This window comes from Streptomyces sp. NPDC016851, assembly GCF_055562795.1.
Window position 1 is genome coordinate 1 of the sequence record NZ_JBVHEP010000026.1, and the last position, 17,080, is coordinate 17,080.

General features: G+C 73.3%; 16 protein-coding genes. 6 read left to right on the forward strand and 10 right to left on the reverse strand.

What is annotated here, in order from left to right:
- Positions 1-143: 143 nt before the first annotated feature.
- Together ACZ3I3_RS32785 and ACZ3I3_RS32790 are read right to left on the reverse strand one after the other, a co-directional pair.
- The gene (locus ACZ3I3_RS32785; RefSeq protein WP_467370950.1) at positions 144-1,133 is read right to left on the reverse strand and encodes an EamA family transporter; all 990 of its coding nucleotides are present in this window, start codon (positions 1,131-1,133) and stop codon (positions 144-146) included.
- Between the two features lie 87 nt (positions 1,134-1,220).
- Positions 1,221-2,042, reverse strand: a complete 822-nt coding sequence (locus ACZ3I3_RS32790) for a chitosanase (RefSeq protein WP_467370951.1) — start codon at positions 2,040-2,042, stop codon at positions 1,221-1,223.
- Between the two features lie 217 nt (positions 2,043-2,259).
- On the opposite strand from ACZ3I3_RS32790, the gene ACZ3I3_RS32795 reads away from it, so the two are divergent.
- Positions 2,260-2,442, forward strand: coding sequence for a hypothetical protein (locus tag ACZ3I3_RS32795; RefSeq protein WP_467370953.1), 183 nt, complete (start codon positions 2,260-2,262; stop codon positions 2,440-2,442).
- A 13-nt stretch (positions 2,443-2,455) separates the two neighbouring features.
- Here the strand turns inward: ACZ3I3_RS32795 and ACZ3I3_RS32800 are convergent, their stop codons facing one another.
- Positions 2,456-3,184, reverse strand: a complete 729-nt coding sequence (locus tag ACZ3I3_RS32800; protein ID WP_467370954.1) for an ankyrin repeat domain-containing protein — start codon at positions 3,182-3,184, stop codon at positions 2,456-2,458.
- Positions 3,185-3,271: 87 nt separating this feature from the next.
- Between ACZ3I3_RS32800 and ACZ3I3_RS32805 the strand changes: the two genes are divergently transcribed.
- Positions 3,272-3,475, forward strand: coding sequence for a hypothetical protein (locus tag ACZ3I3_RS32805; RefSeq protein WP_467370955.1), 204 nt, complete (start codon positions 3,272-3,274; stop codon positions 3,473-3,475).
- A 19-nt stretch (positions 3,476-3,494) separates the two neighbouring features.
- Here the strand turns inward: ACZ3I3_RS32805 and ACZ3I3_RS32810 are convergent, their stop codons facing one another.
- Entirely contained in the window at positions 3,495-4,160 is a 666-nt protein-coding gene (locus tag ACZ3I3_RS32810) for a GAF and ANTAR domain-containing protein (protein WP_467371114.1), read from the reverse strand.
- A 115-nt stretch (positions 4,161-4,275) separates the two neighbouring features.
- The gene (locus ACZ3I3_RS32815; protein WP_467370957.1) at positions 4,276-6,843 is read right to left on the reverse strand and encodes a SpoIIE family protein phosphatase; all 2,568 of its coding nucleotides are present in this window, start codon (positions 6,841-6,843) and stop codon (positions 4,276-4,278) included.
- Positions 6,844-6,991: 148 nt separating this feature from the next.
- Here ACZ3I3_RS32815 and ACZ3I3_RS32820 point away from each other — a divergent pair, with 148 nt between their 5' ends.
- Complete coding sequence (locus ACZ3I3_RS32820) at positions 6,992-7,579, forward strand: AMIN-like domain-containing (lipo)protein (RefSeq protein WP_467370959.1); 588 nt, start codon at positions 6,992-6,994, stop codon at positions 7,577-7,579.
- Between the two features lie 48 nt (positions 7,580-7,627).
- On the opposite strand, the gene ACZ3I3_RS32825 is transcribed toward ACZ3I3_RS32820, so the two are convergent.
- The 4 genes from ACZ3I3_RS32825 to ACZ3I3_RS32840 form a co-directional block, all read right to left on the reverse strand.
- Positions 7,628-8,731: a GNAT family N-acetyltransferase gene (locus ACZ3I3_RS32825; protein WP_467371116.1), complete on the reverse strand. Its 1,104-nt coding sequence runs from the start codon at positions 8,729-8,731 to the stop codon at positions 7,628-7,630.
- Between the two features lie 767 nt (positions 8,732-9,498).
- The gene (locus ACZ3I3_RS32830; RefSeq protein WP_467370961.1) at positions 9,499-10,197 is read right to left on the reverse strand and encodes a hypothetical protein; all 699 of its coding nucleotides are present in this window, start codon (positions 10,195-10,197) and stop codon (positions 9,499-9,501) included.
- A 70-nt stretch (positions 10,198-10,267) separates the two neighbouring features.
- Entirely contained in the window at positions 10,268-11,326 is a 1,059-nt protein-coding gene (locus tag ACZ3I3_RS32835; protein WP_467370963.1) for an LLM class flavin-dependent oxidoreductase, read from the reverse strand.
- A complete protein-coding gene (locus ACZ3I3_RS32840) occupies positions 11,326-11,838 on the reverse strand; it encodes an SRPBCC family protein (protein ID WP_467370965.1) in 513 nt (170 codons plus the stop codon). Before ACZ3I3_RS32840 ends, ACZ3I3_RS32835 begins: the two co-directional genes overlap by 1 nt.
- Positions 11,839-12,161: 323 nt before the next feature.
- Between ACZ3I3_RS32840 and ACZ3I3_RS32845 the strand changes: the two genes are divergently transcribed.
- Complete coding sequence (locus ACZ3I3_RS32845) at positions 12,162-13,514, forward strand: diacylglycerol/lipid kinase family protein (RefSeq protein WP_467370966.1); 1,353 nt, start codon at positions 12,162-12,164, stop codon at positions 13,512-13,514.
- A gap of 24 nt (positions 13,515-13,538) precedes the next feature.
- On the opposite strand, the gene ACZ3I3_RS32850 is transcribed toward ACZ3I3_RS32845, so the two are convergent.
- Entirely contained in the window at positions 13,539-14,768 is a 1,230-nt protein-coding gene (locus ACZ3I3_RS32850) for a serine hydrolase domain-containing protein (RefSeq protein ID WP_467370968.1), read from the reverse strand.
- Positions 14,769-15,005: 237 nt separating this feature from the next.
- On the opposite strand from ACZ3I3_RS32850, the gene ACZ3I3_RS32855 reads away from it, so the two are divergent.
- Together ACZ3I3_RS32855 and ACZ3I3_RS32860 are read left to right on the forward strand one after the other, a co-directional pair.
- The gene (locus ACZ3I3_RS32855; protein WP_467370970.1) at positions 15,006-16,328 is read left to right on the forward strand and encodes a sensor histidine kinase; all 1,323 of its coding nucleotides are present in this window, start codon (positions 15,006-15,008) and stop codon (positions 16,326-16,328) included.
- Entirely contained in the window at positions 16,325-17,053 is a 729-nt protein-coding gene (locus ACZ3I3_RS32860) for a response regulator (RefSeq protein WP_467370972.1), read from the forward strand. Before ACZ3I3_RS32855 ends, ACZ3I3_RS32860 begins: the two co-directional genes overlap by 4 nt.
- The last annotated feature ends 27 nt before the right edge of the window (positions 17,054-17,080 follow it).

The window sequence follows — 17,080 nt, forward strand, 5'->3', positions numbered from 1 at the left end:
GGTCAGCCGGGCATTACGGTGGGACACGAAGACCTCCGTGCGGTGCAGTCCTAGACAGCTCCACCACACCGGAGGTCTTCGCCATGATCAAGCCCCGTCAGTGTCAACAACGCTCGTGATCAATACACCTAGGGCAAGCGGGATCACTCCGGCGTGCCGGACACGGCTTCACCACGCTCCTCAGGGCGGCCGTTCCCCCGGAAGGTGGCCGCCGGGGGAGTGCGGCCGCCGGCGGGGATCACCTGCGGTCCGCCTCTGCCCGGCCGCGTCAGCGCCCCGGACCCGAGGGCGACACCGAGGCCGACCAGCGCGCTGCCCGCCGCCTGCGCGAGACCGTAGGAGCCCGTGCCGACGAGCGGTGCGGTGCAGGCCGCCGCGACCGGGATGAGGCCGGAGAACAGGGTGGCGCGTTCCGCTCCGATCCGCTGCATGCCCATGTACCAGCACACGAATCCGACCACCGTGACCACCACCGCCTGCCACAGCAGCGCGCGGGTCTCGACGGTGTCCGGCCGCCGCAGCCACCCGGCGCCGTCGGCGAGCAGTCCGGCCGCCGCCGACTCCAGCGCGGCGACCGCGCACACCGTGGCGGACAGCAGCCGGGGACCGAGGGGCCGCAGTACGGGCACGGCGAGCACGGCGAACCCGACCTCCCCCGCCAGGGCGCACACGGAGAAGGCGATGCCCGCGCCGTCGGTGCGCCCCCAGCCCTGGACGGCGCAGGCACCGACGGCCACGAGCAACGCCCCGTACAGCACGGCTCGTTGAGGCCGACGACCGTCCAGGAGGGGCACGAGCACCGCGACCACCACCGGCGCACAGCCCACGAACACGCCCGGAACCGCCGGTTCCGCCGTGCGCTCCGCGGCGATGACGGCCAGGTTGAATCCGACCATGCCGACCGCGGCGAGCAACGCGAGCCGGAGCCACTGACGACGTGTCAGCGCCCGCAGCCGGGCGGCCGCGCCCTTGCCGGCCAGCGGCACGAGCAGCAGACAGGCCAGCCCGTACCGCAGGAACTGGCCGCCCGCGTACGGGTAGTCGCCCAGGACGCTGTTGGCCGTGAAGGACGCTCCGACGAGGACGCAGGCGAGCGCGGCGAGAAGAGCACCGCGCGTGGTGGTGGCGTTCATACGGGCGACGCTAGGCAGCCGGGCGGCCCGGGAAGGGGTCCACTTCGGTGCCTGCTTGCTGGACCAATCCTGCCCGGGCCGCGGTCGTCAGCCGATGTGGTAGCTGTCGCCGTAGACCTTCCAGTCCAGCGGCGGATCGAGGTCGAGGTTGCGCTCGCGCAGGAAGACCCGCTGCGCCGTGTCGACCCTGCTCGTGTCGCTGTGCGCCTCCTCCTGCTTCATCGCCCACACGCGTGCGTCCAGGAAGGCGTCGAGGTACCTCACCTCGTCACCGCCCCACGCCGGAGGGTTCGCCGTGCGCAGCGCCCGCTTGCGGATGTTGCGGAAGCTCAGGGGGTCGTTGCCGTCGCCGTGCATGACGATGGCGTCGTAGTACGCGAACTGGCCGAGCGCCCGCAGCCCGTCCGCCTTCCCCTGCCGGACCGCCGGGCCGAAGTACACCCGGTCGCGCTCGTCGTCCTGGGCGCGGCGGAACTCGGCGTCGCGGGCCGCCCTGCGCCAGTCGCCGGGGAAGCCGGGGTCGAGCCCGTCGTGCGAGTCGGAACCGTCGACCCTGCGCAGCGCCGGCAGGTACTTCGCCAGGACGTTGCCGGGTTTGCGGTCGGTGTACAGCTCGACGAGGTCGAGCATGTCGCCGGTGCCGGAGCAGAACCCGATGATGCCGGCGGTGTAGCCGCGGCCGTCGCCGATGTCCTCGATGTACTGGTACTGCGCCTTCCAGTCGAGCGAGGAGTTCTCCGCGCTCGACACGAGCCGCATGGCGATCTCCTTCTTCGCCGGGTCGTCGAGCCCGGCCGCACGGGCGGATGCGGTGGCGGGCGGCGGCTGCAGGAACGGGGCGGCGGCGAGGGTCGCGCCGAACAGCGCCAGAACGGTGCGGCGCGCCGCCGGCGTCGAGGGGTGTCTCACGGGGCCTCCAAGCAAGGTGGGGGTTGGAAGAGCTGGCCGTGCAGAACTGATAGGAAGGTTTACTATCACTGGCGCCGCGCAAGGGAAACAGCCGAGCGGAAAGTTCGTAGGGTCGAACAAGCGGCCCTCGCGGGAACCATGAGCCCGGCTCGTACGTCAACTCATTGCCCAGGGAGGCCGATCGGTCGTAGGAGACCAGCCGGAGAGGGGAATCGCCGTGGACGACGCGACGTCGCAGCGGAGCAACGAGGCGGAGGCCGCAGCACGCCAGGCCCGGTTCGGGACACTGCCGGAGCCGGTGCGCCTGGAGGACACGGTCGAGGAACGGGCGGCCGGCGTGCTCGACCCGGCGCGCACCGCGTACAACCAGGACGAGTGGCTCGTGCGCTACTGCTTGTGAGACACCGCGGACGCTATGAGCGGGTCCGCGCCCCCAGGCCGCGCAGCCACCGCACGACGTCGTCCGCGTCCTGGGCCCGGGCGATCTCGAGCGGGGTCCGGTCGTCGTAGCCGCACCAGTCGATGTCCGCGCCGTGCCCGTGGAGGTACTGCGCGGTGGGCAGGTGACCGCCGTGGCAGGCGCCCCAGAAGGCGCTGGTGATCTCGTCGGGCGCGGGCGGCTCATCGGCCTCGACGTACGCCCGGACCCGGTCCAGCAGGCCGAGCGTGGCGGCGTCCTGGAGGGTGGTGCGGGCGCCGTGCTCGACGAGCCGGTGCGCGGCACGCCACTGGCCGAAGGCGCGGGCGTCGGCGAGCGGTGTGCCGCCGGCGATCACCGCACCCGGGGCCTCGATGTCGGCCCCGGCGGCGATGAGCGCGTCCAGGACGGGCACGTCGTTGCTGCTGGCCGCCCAGTGCAGCGGCGTCTCCTCGTGCGCGCCGCCGAAGCGGGCGTTGGGATCGGCCCCGGCGGCGACCAGCGCGGCGACCACCTCGGGGCCATGCGGGTAGTGACCGGGCCAGTCGGTCGCGATGTGCAGCAGACTGCGCGTGCCCTTGCCGTCCTCGCCGTGCTCGGTGACGCGGACGGTGGCCAGACCGGGATGCTCGGCCAGCAGCTGCCGCAGCCTGGGCAGATCACCGCCCCGGATCGCCTCGGTGACGGCGACGGCCAGTGGATCCTGCGATGTCAGCGTCTGCAAGGCCGGCCTCCCGGTCGCCGTCGAGGCCTCCGATTCTGCCAGCACGGCACGCCGCCCGGACGTGCTTTCCGGCATGCCGCCCGGCCAGTGCTCCGGCGCGCCGCCCGACTGGTACTCCACACGACCCGGACCACCTCCGGCCTGGCCGGGCGTCCGGACGCCGGCGACGGCCACGACCTGGCACGGCTCATCGACAGGCTCGTCCGCCACACGGCCCCCACCGGACAGCGCGCCGACGCCATCACGGTGCTCCTGCCGCGCACCTCCCACTCCGGCGGCGGCCCGGCGTGAGGTCGCCGCAGCGCTCCGGTCAGGTCTGGCCGGGAGCGTCGACGCGGACGCGCTGGGCGACGTCGCGCAGCTTGATGTTGTGGTGCTGGGAGATGCGCCGCAGCACGTCGAAGGCCTCGTCCTCGCTCAGCCGGTGACGCTCCATGAGGATGCCCATGGCCTCCCCGATGGCATGCCGGGTCTCCAGTGCGTGCTCGAGCTGGTCGACGGTGCGGGCGGTGGCCAGCGCGACGGCGGCGTGGGAGGCGAGCAGCCAGCCCGCCGCCTCGATGTCCTGGCCGAAGGCCCCCGGCCGGCGCGAGTACATGTTGAGGGCGCCGAAGTCCTCGTCGCCGGTGTAGAGCAGCACACCGGTCATGCTGCCGATCCCGAGGTCGCGGGCCGCCTGGGAGAACCGCGGCCAGGACGGCTGCGGCTTCGTCATGTCGGCGATGCGGAACAGCCGCTCACCGTCCACGCGCCGGGCCGCGTCAAAACACGGTCCCTCGCCCAGCTCGCCCTGCAGCCGGTCGGACTCCTCGACCATGTCGCCGCAGACGGAGAGCGTCACCGCCTTGCCCTTGGACACCGCCAGAATCCCGGCCGCGTCACAGCCCTCGACCAGCTTCACGGCGGCTGCCGAGATCTCGTCCAGTGTCGCCTGCACCGAGTCCTGCGCCACCAGATCGCGAGCGAGCATCGCCATCTGCTCGGCGTACCGCTGCCATTCCACCGCCACCACCGCCTTGCTCGCCCGTCCCGCCCACCGTACCCCGCGCAACGCCGCGCACACCGGTTGCATGCGTCGGCAGCCCGGTCGCTCAGCGATACGCCGTCAGCAGCAGCGCCACGTCGTCGGGCCGCTCCCGGGCGCGGCGGGCCGTGCGCACCAGCCGGTCGGCGAGCTGCTCCACCGAGTCCGCCGGGGTGTCGGCGAGGCAGCGGCGGACCTCCTCGATGCCCGTCTCGATGTCGCTGCCGGGCTGCTCCACGAGCCCGTCGGTGTAGAGGGCTAGAACGCTGCCGGGGGCCAGCGTGAGCTCCGTGACGGGATAGTCCGCGTCGAGCTGCACGCCCAGCATGACGCCGCCCGCGAGATCCAGCGTCTCGGCGTGCCCGTCGGGGTGGCGCAGCAGCGGCGGGGGATGCCCGGCCCGCACGGCCGACGCGCGCCCCGTACGCGGGTCCAGCTCGATGTAGCAGCAGGTGGCGCAGACATCCGCCTCCAGCTCGGCCAGGTGCCGGTTGGTGTGCGTGATGACCTCCTGCGGCGGCCACTCGCTCGCCGCGAAGGCGTGCACGGCACTGCGCAGCTGGCCCATCACCGCGGCGGCGCCGACACTGTGACCCTCGACGTCCCCGATGACCAGGGCCACCCCGCGCCCGGTGGTGACCACGTCGTACCAGTCGCCGCCGATGGCCATGCCCTGGGTGCCGGGCAGATAGCGGCCGGTGGTGCGCAGCCCCTCGACGGCGGGCAGCCGGTGCGGCAGCAGCCCCTCCTGAAGACCGCGGGCGACGGCGGACTCGGCGTCGTAGAGCCGCGCCCGCTCCAGCGCCTGCGCGGCCAGCCCGCTCAGCGCGGTGAGCGCGGAACGCTCGTCGGGCGTGAACCGGTGCGGGGTGTCCCAGCCGAGGATGCACGAGCCGACGGGATGCCCCGAGGCGATCAGCGGTAGGAACGACCAGGCGCTCATCCGGTCCAGGGTGATGCCCGGGTAGGCGACGGAGAGGTCCTCGGGCGACTCGAAGAACAGCGGCAGCCGCGTGGTCAGCGCGTGCACACCGGGCAGCTGCGTGTCGAGGGTGACCCCCTCGAAGGGGGCGAGGAAGCCCTCGGGATAGCCCGACTCCCACAACAGGTACATCCGGCCGTCGCGGACCGTGTACAGGGCGAGCTCCCGGACGCCGAACGCGGGCAGCAGCTGCTCGGACACGGCCCGGCACACGTCCTCGACGGTGACCGCCTGGGTGAGCACGCTCGCCATCTGCACCACGTGGTACAGCGCCCCGGCACGCGCCGCCGCGACCGGCCCGGGCGGCGGCGCCACGGCACCCGGTACGGGACCGGCGGCGGACCCTGCCTCGCGCGCCGCCCCGGCCTCCGTGGGCGGCCCGGCCGGACGGACCCGGCCCGTCAGCCCGTGCACATCCGGGTACAGCACGAAGCTCAGCCAGGTCCCGGCGGGATGCCGCACCAGGAACGACACCTGCTCCTGCGACAGCATCGCCGCCCGGTAGCGGTCCTCGTACGCCGGATCCCGGAGCCAGGTGATCACCTCCCACGGATAGCGGCCCAGGAGCGCCTCCCGGCCGCCGCCCAGCAGTTCCTCGCAGCGGTGGTTGGCGTACGTCACGCGGCCGTCCTGGTCCAGGGAGAAGACACCGTCGGGCAGCCGTTCCGCGGCCTCGGCCGCCCTGAGGCCGCTGACCGCGTCGACGAGGGCACCCACCAGGACCCGGCCGGAACCGGCGCCGCCGCGCACGAGATGCCCCCACAGCTCGACGGGCCGGTAGCCGGCCTCCGCCTCGCCCGCGGAGTCGTCCCGCACCCGGAAGTGCCGGGAACTGACCCGGCCGAGCGTGAGCGCGTCGTGCCGGCACGCGCGCAGTTCGTGCAGGTCGTCGGGGCTGACCCGGGCCACGATCTCCGCCATCGTGCCGCCGAAGTCCGCCCGGCCGATGCCGAGGAGGGCGAGCGCCTCGTCGTCCGCCGTGCACCGGTCGCTGTCCAGGTCCCAGTCGATGATCCCGACCCGGACGGGATGGACGGCGGGCGTGGGCAGCCGCACGCCCACCGGTTCGCCGTCGTACTCGACCCGGTCAGCGGCCGATTCCGCGCCCGGCCGTTCTGCGGCGAGGCGGGTCAGACGCTCCTCCATGGCCTGCCCGGCCGGGCGCAGCGCCGGCTCCACGGCCTCCGCTTCGATCGGCGACCGGCCGGCCGAACGCAGGACGACCAGGACACCCACGGTCTCGCCGCCGGCCCGGACGGGGCGGTAGGCCGAGCCGAAGGAGTACGGCAGCCCGGCGGTGAAGTGCGGGAAGCGCACCATGGTGGCGCGCTCGTCCGGCAGCCACAGCGTCTCGTTGCGCCGGTAGGCCTCCGCCATGGGCAGCGCACCGCCGACCGGCACCCGCCACCAGGTTCTCAGCAGCGACCGTGGCACCCCGGTCACCATCGCGAGCACGAGCGAACGCCGGTCGCGGGAGCGCAGGTAGACCAGTCCGCCGTACCCCCCGAGGTCTCGTACGGCCTCGATCAGCGCAGCGGTCAGGGCATCCTCGACCCAGCCGGTGTCCCCGGTCCGGGCCCGGCCGTCACCACCGCCCCGGCTCCGGCCATCGGGTGACCGCGGGCCGTCCGGTACGGCGGTTGACTCATCCATCTCGCGTCCTCCCGGTACGGACGCACCGGACCCCATCGCTCCCCACCAGGATGTGCCATGGTCGGCGGTCCGGCGCGGTGGGTGCAACCTTTCGGTCCGTCCGGACGTCTCACCCCATACCAGCAACACATGAGCCTCGGGGGCGGTAATGGTACGAATCAGAACAGCATGCGCGACTCTCGCGCTCGTGGGCGCCACGGTGGGTGTGGCAGCCGTCCCGGCCGGTGCCGCACCGGTCGCCGCCCGGACCGCCGCCCAGGCCACGGCCTGTCCGACGGGCTGGGGCAGCCTGCCCAAGACCGACACCAGTGGCACGATCGCGCCGGTGGAGGACATCCGGACCGGCCGTCACACCTGCTTCGACCGGATGGTCATCGACGTGCCCGGCGGGGGCAGCGACATCGGCTACTCGGTCCGCTACGTCGAGCGGCTCTACCAGGACGGCTCGGGCCGGGAGATACCCGTGGCCGGCGGAGCCGTCCTCGAGGTGCGGGTCGCAGCACCCGCCTACGACCCGGAGACCGGCGCCGCCACGTATCCCGGCCGGGTCTCGCGCCCGCTGCCGGGCGTGGACCTCACCGGCTACCGCACCTTCCGGGACACCCGGTTCGCCGGCAGCTTCGAGGGCGAGACCCAGGTCGGGCTCGGCGTCCGCGCCCGGCTGCCCTTCCGGGTGCTGCAGCTCGACGGCCGCGTCATCGTGGACGTCGCCCACAGCTGGACCGCCACGAGGTGACCGTGGTGCGCCCGGTTCCCCGGAGCCGGGCGCCCGGCCAGGCCGGTCTCAGTGACCGCGCAGCCGCCCCGCCCCCTCCAGTGCCCGCGCTGCCGCGCCGGCCAGGCGGGGCCGGTTGCGGACGAAGCGACGGGCGGCCCGTGCCGGCTCCCGGCTCAGCCAGTGGACGGCCCCGCCCGGCACCGGCCGTACCACCACCCCCTCGTACACCCGCAGGTCACGGGTCTTGAGCGACTCCTTGTAGCGGGCCGGACCGCTCCCCAGATCGACCGTCTCGACGCCGTCCGCCGCCGCGGCCTGAAGCATCCTCAGCTGGAGCACGAGTCCGGGGGAGTACTTGGCGTAGTCGCGGTCGTACGCCGGGAACCACCAGGACAGCACCGTGCGCGAGCGCAGACCGAAGTGCGCGGCCACGGGCCGGTCCGCCGCGTACAGCACGGACAGCACGCCACGGCACTCCGGATCCTCGCTCTGCCCGAGCAGCCCCACCAGCCGGGTGATCCACTCCTGCGCGAACCGGTCGCGCCGGCCGGTCCGCCGGTACTGCGCCGACTTCCACTCCATCAGCGCCCGCAAGGCACCCGGATCCCGGGCGTCGTACGTGAACCGCACCTCGCCGACCTGCCGTGCCAGCCTGCGTTCCTTGGCCAGGGTCTGTCTGAGGAAACTCGGCGACTTCGCGCGCAGCCGCCGCGTGTACCGCTCGAACCCCTCGCCGATGTCGACGACCGGGGAGGCGAGTTCCTCGACCGCGTGCGGCACGAACACCCCCTGACCTGCTTCGAGGTTGTCGAACTCCCAGGACGACAGCCCGCAGGACCGCAGTAACCTGCGGGCGTCGAGCCGGATCCCGGGGCGTAAGACGACCCCCTGGCTGTCGGACACACCGAGCCCGATGGCCCGGCCCTGCCCCAAGGGCCCCCTCTCGTACGGGAAGAACCCGACCGGGGAGCCGTCGTCGAGCAGCACCGCCACTCGGGCCGCGGGCCTGACCTGCCCCACCGCCGTGGTGAACGCCGGGTCGAGAAAGGGATTCGCCGGGGCACCGGACTCCGTCCGTATCTCCCGCCACATCTTCTGGTCGGACGGGCTCAGTTCGTCCGGCTTGAGAATCAGAACACGCTTTCCGGGCAACTCCGCCTCCTGTGTCATCGGCATGGGGACACACGAAGGCCTGCACATCACCGCGTACCGGCACCAGGCAGTACTCCGGGCCGCAGGGCGCAGGCCCTGGTCGGTACTGCCGTCGCTCAGCAGCGAAACGCCTGCAGCTCAACTGTGTTCGGGGCGGCTGCGGCCACCCCTGGACTCCGGCCCGCTCCCGCCGCCCGGACGTCCGTACCGCCCCGGTCCACCATGGACGCGCCGGTCACCACGGCGCCCGCTCGCGCCGCTCCCGCCGTCCTCGGCGTCCGCGCCGCCGGCTGCCGGACCGACGGCTCCTCCTCGCGCGGACAGGGCTCCCCGGCCCTCTCGGCTGCGGCTCTCTCGGTTCCGGCCCTCTCGGCTCCGGTCCCCTCGACTCCGGTCCCTTCACCCCCGGCGTCCGAAGCCGCCCCCGGCTCCACCGCGTTCAGCGCCGCCGTGACCGTGGCGTCAGCCGCGCGCCCGCCCGGCGCGAGCCCCGGGACGGCGAGATGCAGCAACAGCAGGCAGGCCACCAAACCCACCGCCGCTGCCCATCGTCGCCGCACCATCAGACCCCTGACCTGCGTCTCGGCGGGGGAGGACGGAGCGATCCGGCCCAAGTGGCCGACGCCGGACCAGACCCCCGACACGGCCGGCTGCGCCTTCAAGTAGGCCGAGCGCATCCCGCCCCGTCAAGCCCTTGTGAGCCGATTCGCCCCGCTCGGCCACTTGCTGCCGGAATTCCAACGGAAAGCGCTGTCGGCACTCGCCTGCTCTCCAGTGGCGGCGGGTCAGTTGCCGCCCGGCAGGCTCAGCACCTCGCCCGCCTTCGGGGCCCGGATGTCGAGCGGTTCGTCGAAGTCGCCGAACGAGGTGGTGGTCTGCTGTGCGGCGCTCTTGTAGACCGTCCTGAGCAGGTACGGCTTGCCTTCGGCCGCCACGTAGAAGGTGTACGTCCCCTTCTTGTCCGCCTTGTCGGTCACGATCAGCTCGACGGCCTGCGTATCCTCGACGCGGGTGGAGCCGCCCTTGCGTGCCGTGCCGAACGAGTCGAAGGGCCGTTCGCAGGAGGCGAGTCCGTCGCCGCCCCGGGCGGCCGGGTCCACCGGTGTCTTCACCCACAGCTTCTGCTCGCCGGTGACGCCCGGGTAGTTCTTCCACTTCTGCAAGTAGGCCCGGTCCGGCCGGACGTAGTCCGTCTCGCCGAGCCGGATCTGCTCCAGCGTGCCGCCCCCGGACCAGGTGGTCCTGGATCGGCACCGGCTGTCGAGGTCGGTCACGAGACGGTTGGTGACCGAACCACCGCTCTTCGTGCGGTTGGTGATGTCGACCGTGACCGAACTCAGCTTGCGCATGGTCGCGTTGGCCTCGTCGAGGATGTCACCCGCGGACTTCTCCTCGCCGGTACCACCGGTACCGCCGGTGCCGCACCCGGTCAGTGCGGCACCGGCCAGCAGGCACGCGAGTGCGGTCGTCGTCACGGTAGCCATGGCCCGCACGGAGCCCCCCTGTTTTCATGTCGTCCGATGATCGGCAAGGGAGCCTACCCGGCCATCGTGTTCAGGCGGTGCCGCCGACCTCACGGACCAGCTCGATCGCCCGGCCGAGGGTGGCGAGCCGGTCCTCCAGCGTCTCACCGGCCGGATAGAGACGGACCGTGTTCACCCCGGCGTCCCGCCAGACGCCCAGCCGCCGCCGCACCATCTCCTCCGTGCCGATGAGCGTGGTCGCCAGCACCATCTCGTCGGTGACCACACCGGCCGCACCGTCCCGGTCGCCCGCCTGCCAGCGCTCCCGTACCTCCGCCGCGACCTCGGCCCAGCCCTGCCGGCTGTAGGCCCGGTTGTAGAAGTTGGCCGACGCGGAGCCCATGCCGCCCAGGCTGAAGGCGAGTTCCTTCTTCCGGCCGGCGACCATGGCGCCCAGCGCCTCCTCGTCGGGGGCGAAGGCGACCTCGGCGCCCTGGCAGACGTCGAAGCCTTCACGGCCGCGGCCGGCGGCGGCCAGCCCCTCGTCCAGCGGAGCGAAGTAGGCGTCCGCCGCGCCCTCCGGTACGAAGCTGGTGCCGAGCCAGCCGTCCGCGACCTGGCCGGTCAGCCGCAGCATGGCGGGTGACAGCGCGGCCAGATACAGGGGTACGGCGTGCTCGGCCCGCATGGACAGGCGCATCGGCACCGCCTCCCCGCCGGGCAGCGGAATCTCGAACTCCGAGCCCGAGTGGGAGATTTTGCCGCCCGCGAGCACCTGCCGCACGATCTCCACCGTCTCGCGCACGCGTGCCAGGGGGCGGGCGAAGGGCACCCCGTGCAGGCCCTCCATCACCTGCGGACCGGACGGGCCGAGCCCGAGCAGGAAGCGCCCCCCGGACAGGTTGGACAGGGTGATCGCCGTCTGGGCGAGCGCCACCGGCGTGCGCGTCCCGACCTGCATGACCGCGGAGCCCAGCAGCATCCGTTCCGTACGGGCCGCGTAGAAGCCCAGGGCGGACGGGGCGTCGGAGCCCCACGCCTCGGCCACCCAGCAGACGTCGAGCCCCAGTTTCTCGGCCTCGACGACGAAGTCGGCCTGCCGGGACCAGGAGCCGAGGCCGGACGCCTCTACGGTTGTCGCCGTCCGCATCAGGCCTCCGCCTCCGCCCACTGCCGGATGCGTTCCAGCGCGGCGGTCATGCCGCGCTCGAACTCCCGCAACCTCACGAACACGATCTTCTGCTCCTTCTCCGGCATGGCGTCGATCGCGAAGGAGAGCCCGGAGCGACCGGGCCCCATCCGCATCCACTGAGACAGCTCGGTCCCGCCGTTCACGGGTGCGAGGGCGAACCGCCAGACGGCACTGGGTTCGTCCGGATCCCCGACCGCCCAGGAGAACATCCGCCCGGGCTCGCACGCGACGACCGTGGAGGTCGTCTCCCACTCGCCGAACGCCTCGTGCTTGTTCCGCCCGACGAAACGGGCCCCGACCACGGGAGCGGTGGCCTCGTCGATCCACCGCACCGACTGGAGCTCCTCGCTCACCTCCGGCATCCGCGTCACATCGGACACCAGTGCCCACACCCGCCCCGGTGGGGCGGCGATCCACGTACTCGCCTCGACCGTCGGTCCGTCCGCGTACCGCGCGCCCGTCCACTCCATCGCGTGCCGGCCTCCTCGTCGACAGGAACTGTCACAGGCAGCAGAGTTGCTTAATAAGACTCACAAGGTCAAGGGGGAGTGCGCGTCCATTGCCGACAGCGGTGGAGCGGGCGGGCGCCGAAGTGCCCCGGTGCGCGGAAGCGCGCTCGCGGGGCCGCGTACGCTACCGATGGCTTCGCCCCCGAAGATCGTCACGTCTGACGCCACTCAGGGCGGGGGAGTCATCAGGGATGGCGGTAGCCATGCCGATCCGTCGGCGGGCACGATGTTTACGGCCGGGCGCGGTCCGGAAGGTCCGCCCGCGCCTTCGAGCGGAGGACGACATGGGATCGGCGATGAGCGAGCGGAATCACCGCCGGCAGAGATGGGCGGCCAGGGGAGCCCTGGCCTCAGTGGTGCTGGCGGCGTCGCTGCCCCTCGTGACCGGCGGTCTCAAGGGACTGCTGCTGCTCGCGGCCGGCCTGGCCGGACTCGCCCTGACCGCGGCCGCGCTCTGGTGGGTCCTGTCCCGCCGGGGACCGGTCCGCACGGCGGCGGCCGCACTGGCCGTCGTCGCCCCCGTCGCCGTCATCACGCTCTTCGCGGTCGCCAATCTGCTCTGGGTGGTCTTCGCGTCCCTGCTGCTGTGGTGCCTCGCGGTCTGGAGCGGCCGCTACGCCCTGCGCAGCACGGGCCTGCGGCCGGTACGCGTCAAGGAGTACCGCACGCCACCGCCGAAGCGCCCCTTCCTCCTGCTCAACCCCCGCTCCGGCGGCGGCAAGGTCGGGAAGTTCGGCATCAAGGAGAAGGCCGAGGCGCTGGGCGCCCGCGTCGTCCTCCTCGACCCGGACCAGCACCAGGACGTCACCGCCCTGGCCAAGGCCGCCGTGGCCGACGGAGCCGACCTGCTCGGCGTCGCCGGCGGCGACGGCACGCAGGCTCTGGTCGCCGCCGTCGCGGCGGAACACGGCCTGCCGTTCCTCGTCATCTCGGCCGGCACGCGCAACCACTTCGCCATGGACCTGGGCCTGGACCGCGACGATCCGTCGACGTGCCTCGACGCCCTCACCGACGGGGTGGAACTCCGCGTCGACCTCGGTTTCGCCGACGACCGCCCCTTCGTCAACAACGCGTCGTTCGGCGCGTACGGGGCCGTCGTGCAGAGCCCGGGCTACCGCGAGGACAAGGTGGGCGCGGCGCTGGAGCGGCTGCCCGAACTGCTCACCCGGCAGAGCGGCCCGCGGCTGACCGCCGGCGCCGACGGCACCGTGATCGCCGATCCGCAGGCCGTGCTCGTGAGCAACAACCCGTACCGCATGGACGATCCGTTCGGCTTCGGCCGGCGCCAGCGGCTCGACTCCGGGAAGCTGGGCGTGCTCGCCGTACGCGTCGACAGCGCCGTGGAAGCGGCCGAACTCCTGCTGGCCCCCCGCCCTGAGGGCCTCACGATGCTCACCGCCCAGCACGTGGTCGTCGAGGCCGACGCACCGCACCTGGAGGTCGGCCTGGACGGCGAGGCACTCACCCTGCCCGCCCCCGTCCGCTGCCGCATCGCCCGCCGTGCCCTGCGCGTCCGGGTGCCCCGCAACCGCCCCGGGGTCCCCGATGTGCCGCCGCGCCTGGACTGGCGCCGCCTCCGCAAACTGGCCGCGGCGGTCGGCCGCACGGCCGCCCCCTCGCGCTCCTGGCGCCCCTGAGCGGGGGCCCAGAAGGAGACACCCCTAGATCCCGTCGCGGCACAACGCGTTCGCCACCAGCCGCATGCCCGCCCGGTGCTGCCGCAGCGCGTCCTCGACGGAGGTGGCCCACCCGGTGGAGATCGAGGCGGTGACGGCGACCCGGCCGTCGTCGCTCACCGCGTTCCGGCTCATGTAGCCGATCTCGTCCCCGCCGTGGCCCCAGGACCAGCCGCCGCACGGCAGTCTGTTCTTCATGAGCCCGAGCCCGTACCGCGCGCCCGGGTACGGCACCTGGAACTCGTCGTTCAGCGGGACCGTGCGTTTCATCTCCCTGAGCTGCGCGGGCTTCAGGACCTTGCCGCCGAGGAGGTCGCGGAAGAAGCGGTTCAGGTCCGCCGTGGTGCCGATGAGGCCGCCGGACGCGTTGGGGTCCTGGTACAGGGTCACGTCAACGAGCCTCGGCGCCGTGGCGAATCGCTGATACCCGCGCGCGTGCGGCTCCCGGACGGTGGGGGAGTCGCCCGGGTAGTACGTGTGCCGCAGTCCCAGGGGCTTCAGCAGCCGGTCCCGTACCTGGTCGTGCCAGGTGCGGCCGGTCGCCTTCTCGATGACCATGCCGAGCAGGACGTAGCCGACGTTCGAGTACCCCCAGCCCTTGCCGGGCCGGAAGTCCGGGCGGTGCCGCATGGCCCGTTCGACCAACTGCTCGGGGGTGAACGGGTGGAAGCGGACCTCGTAGTACTCCTGCGCCGTGTCGATGCCGGGGTAGTCGTCGTGGATGCCGCTGGTGTGCTGGAGCAGCTGGCGCAGGGTGATCTTCCGGCCGTCGTTGCCGTTGCCGCGCACCACGCCCGGCAGCCACTTGTCGACGGTGTCCTCCAGCGCCACCTTCCGCTCGCCGACGAGCTGGAGCACGACGGCGGCCACGAAGGTCTTGGTGTTGCTGGCGATCCGGAAGTAGCCGCCTTCGGGCACGGGGCGGCCCGTACGGAGGTCGGCGGTGCCGCTCGTCACGGTGGCGGGAGCAGGCCGGCCACCGCTCACCCGGGCCTGCACGCCGATGGCGCCGGTGTCGTGTACGGCGTCGGCGTCGCGCTGGAACGGTGTGTCCCGCGTGGCGGCGGAGGCGGAACCGCCGTCCTCGCTCACCCCCGCGACGGCGTGGGTGACGGCCGGCGGCACGGCGACCGCCATGGCGAGGGCGGCGGCGATGCCCAGCGTGACGTGGCGGCGGCGCGGCCGGGAAGGCCGTCGGGGCGGGGTGGCTGACACGGGATCCTCCAGAGGTACGGACGTTGTCTGCGGAAAGCACCACCGACGCTAGGAGCGGGGCCCCGGTCGGGCGTCGTCCGCCGGGAGGGTCGGGCGGCGCAACTTTCGTTCCGTGCCCTGCGTCTCCTGCTATCACCGGTCATACGATGCGGGCGGGGCCGCGGGGCCGCGGGGCCGAAGACCGCTCTGCGGGCGGGGACCGGGGACGGGGAAACCGGGACGGAGACGGGGTTGGGCATGACGGGGGGTTCGCGGCGGCGGCATGGAACGGACCGGTCCGTACGGTCCGTACGGGCGCCGCGCGGTTCCGTGCGGGCCTCCGCCGCCACACTGCGCCGCGGGTTCGCCGGCCGCCCGGCGGACGTGCTCGTCGCTGCCGTCTTCACCGGCATCGCCGTGCTGCTCCGGCTGAGCCAGCCCTGGCCCGACGGTGCGGGCCCTTCCGCCGCCGTCATGGCACTGCTCGTCGGGGCGTGTCTGCCGCTGGTGTGGCGGCGTTCGCGTCCGGGGCTGGTACTGGCCGCCGCGGCGGCCTGCTATCTGGCGGGCGAACTGCTCGACCCCGCCGGTGACAACGCCCAGTCCGTGTTCCTGGCCTGCTACTCGGTGGCACGGCACGCGCCCGCGCCCCGCAGCCTCCTCGCTCCCGTCGCGCTCACCGCGACGCTGGTCGCCCCGGAGGCGGCGGGCGGCCGGCTGAACGTGTTCTCGTCGGCCGACACGGCCATTCCCCTGGGGCTTGCCGACTACCTGGTGGCCGCCGCGCTGGCCGCCGCCGTATGGCTGCTGGGCGCGTCACGGCGCCGGCTGTACGCCGACGCCGCGCGCCTGCGCGACCTGGCCGAACGGCTCCGCGCCGAGCAGCGGGTCAGCGCCCGGCGCGCGGTGGCCGCCGAACGCGCCAGGATCGCCCGTGATCTGCACGACCTGGTGGCGCACCACGTCAGCGCGATCGCCTTGCAGGCGCATGCGGTCACCGTCGTCCTGCCGGACGACACGCGCGCCGCCGGTCAGGGGGTGGCGGCGATCAGCGAGGCGGCGGACACCGCGCTGGACGAGATGCGCGGTCTGGTCCGGCTGCTCGCGGACCCGACGCCGGAGAGTGGCGCCGCGCCGCTCCCGCAGCCGTCCCTGCGCCACCTGGAACGGCTGACCGGGGAGTCCGAGGCGGCGGGCTGCCCGGTGACGCTCACGGTGACCGGGCCCGTCGTGGAGCTGCCGGCCGCCGTGCAGGTCTCGGCGTACCGCGTCGTCCAGGAGGCACTGTCCAACGTACGCAAACACGCCGGCGCCGTACCCGTACGCGTCCAACTGGCCTGCCGAGAGGGCCGGTTGACCGTCACGGTGGAGAACGCCGCGCCGGCCCCGGACCGTCGCCCGATGCCCGGCTCCGGGCTCGGGCTGATCGGCATGCGTGAGCGCACCGCGCTGTTCGGCGGCACGCTCCGCGCGGAACCGCTCCCGGCCGGCGGCTGGCGGGTCGTGGCCGTGTTCCGGCCGCAGGACGGCAGCCCGTACGTGCTCGCAGAGGGAGCACACGCGCCGGAGGAGTGCCGATGACGCCGCCGGTGCGGGTGCTGACCGTGGACGACCAGGAGCTGGTCAGGACGGCGTTGCGGGTGATGCTGCGGCGGCGTACGGACGTGGAGGTGGTGGGCGAGGCGGCGGACGGCGCGCGGGCCGTCGAGGCGGCGTACGAACTGCGCCCGGACGTGGTGCTGATGGACGTACGGATGCCCGGCATGACCGGGGTGGAGGCGACCGCGCGGATCCTGAAGGGCTGGCCGCACGAGGGGCCCCGTCCGCGCGTGCTGGTGCTGACCACGTTCGACCTCGACGAGTACGTGCACGCCGCGCTGCGCGCCGGGGCCAGCGGGTTCCTGCTGAAGAACACCACGCCGGAACTGCTGGCCGAGGCGATCGGTGTGGTCGCGGCCGGCGAGGCGATGCTCGCGCCGACGGTCACACGGCGGCTGATCCGGGCGTTCACCGACCTGCCGCCGCCCCTGCTGTCCTGCGTGCGGGCCCGCCTGTCACCGGCCGACGGGTCGCCCGGCGGCCCGGGCGACCCGCTGGCCGCGCTCACGCGGCGCGAACGAGATGTCGCGGAACTGGTCGCCCGCGGGCTCCCGAACGCGCGGATCGCCGGGTCGCTCGGCCTCACGGAAGCCGGCGTGAAGAGCACCGTCAACCGCATCCTGACCAGACTCGGACTGGAGAACCGCGTACAGATCGCGATCATCGTCCTCGCGGCGGAACCCGATAGGGAAGAGGGCGACGGCTAGAGGGCCCTGTGGATCGAAGGGCCCTGT

Bases quoted from the DNA above. Each gene is read 5' to 3' on its own strand.
- ACZ3I3_RS32830 (WP_467370961.1), bottom strand. From the start codon at position 10,197: ATGGCTACCGTGACGACGACCGCACTCGCGTGCCTGCTGGCCGGTGCC.
- ACZ3I3_RS32820 (WP_467370959.1), top strand. From the start codon at position 6,992: ATGGTACGAATCAGAACAGCATGCGCGACTCTCGCGCTCGTGGGCGCC.
- ACZ3I3_RS32815 (WP_467370957.1), bottom strand. From the start codon at position 6,843: ATGGATGAGTCAACCGCCGTACCGGACGGCCCGCGGTCACCCGATGGC.
- ACZ3I3_RS32825 (WP_467371116.1), bottom strand. From the start codon at position 8,731: ATGACACAGGAGGCGGAGTTGCCCGGAAAGCGTGTTCTGATTCTCAAG.
- ACZ3I3_RS32855 (WP_467370970.1), top strand. From the start codon at position 15,006: ATGACGGGGGGTTCGCGGCGGCGGCATGGAACGGACCGGTCCGTACGG.
- ACZ3I3_RS32845 (WP_467370966.1), top strand. From the start codon at position 12,162: ATGGGATCGGCGATGAGCGAGCGGAATCACCGCCGGCAGAGATGGGCG.
- ACZ3I3_RS32785 (WP_467370950.1), bottom strand. From the start codon at position 1,133: ATGAACGCCACCACCACGCGCGGTGCTCTTCTCGCCGCGCTCGCCTGC.
- ACZ3I3_RS32840 (WP_467370965.1), bottom strand. From the start codon at position 11,838: ATGGAGTGGACGGGCGCGCGGTACGCGGACGGACCGACGGTCGAGGCG.
- ACZ3I3_RS32835 (WP_467370963.1), bottom strand. From the start codon at position 11,326: ATGCGGACGGCGACAACCGTAGAGGCGTCCGGCCTCGGCTCCTGGTCC.
- ACZ3I3_RS32810 (WP_467371114.1), bottom strand. From the start codon at position 4,160: ATGGCGATGCTCGCTCGCGATCTGGTGGCGCAGGACTCGGTGCAGGCG.
- ACZ3I3_RS32860 (WP_467370972.1), top strand. From the start codon at position 16,325: ATGACGCCGCCGGTGCGGGTGCTGACCGTGGACGACCAGGAGCTGGTC.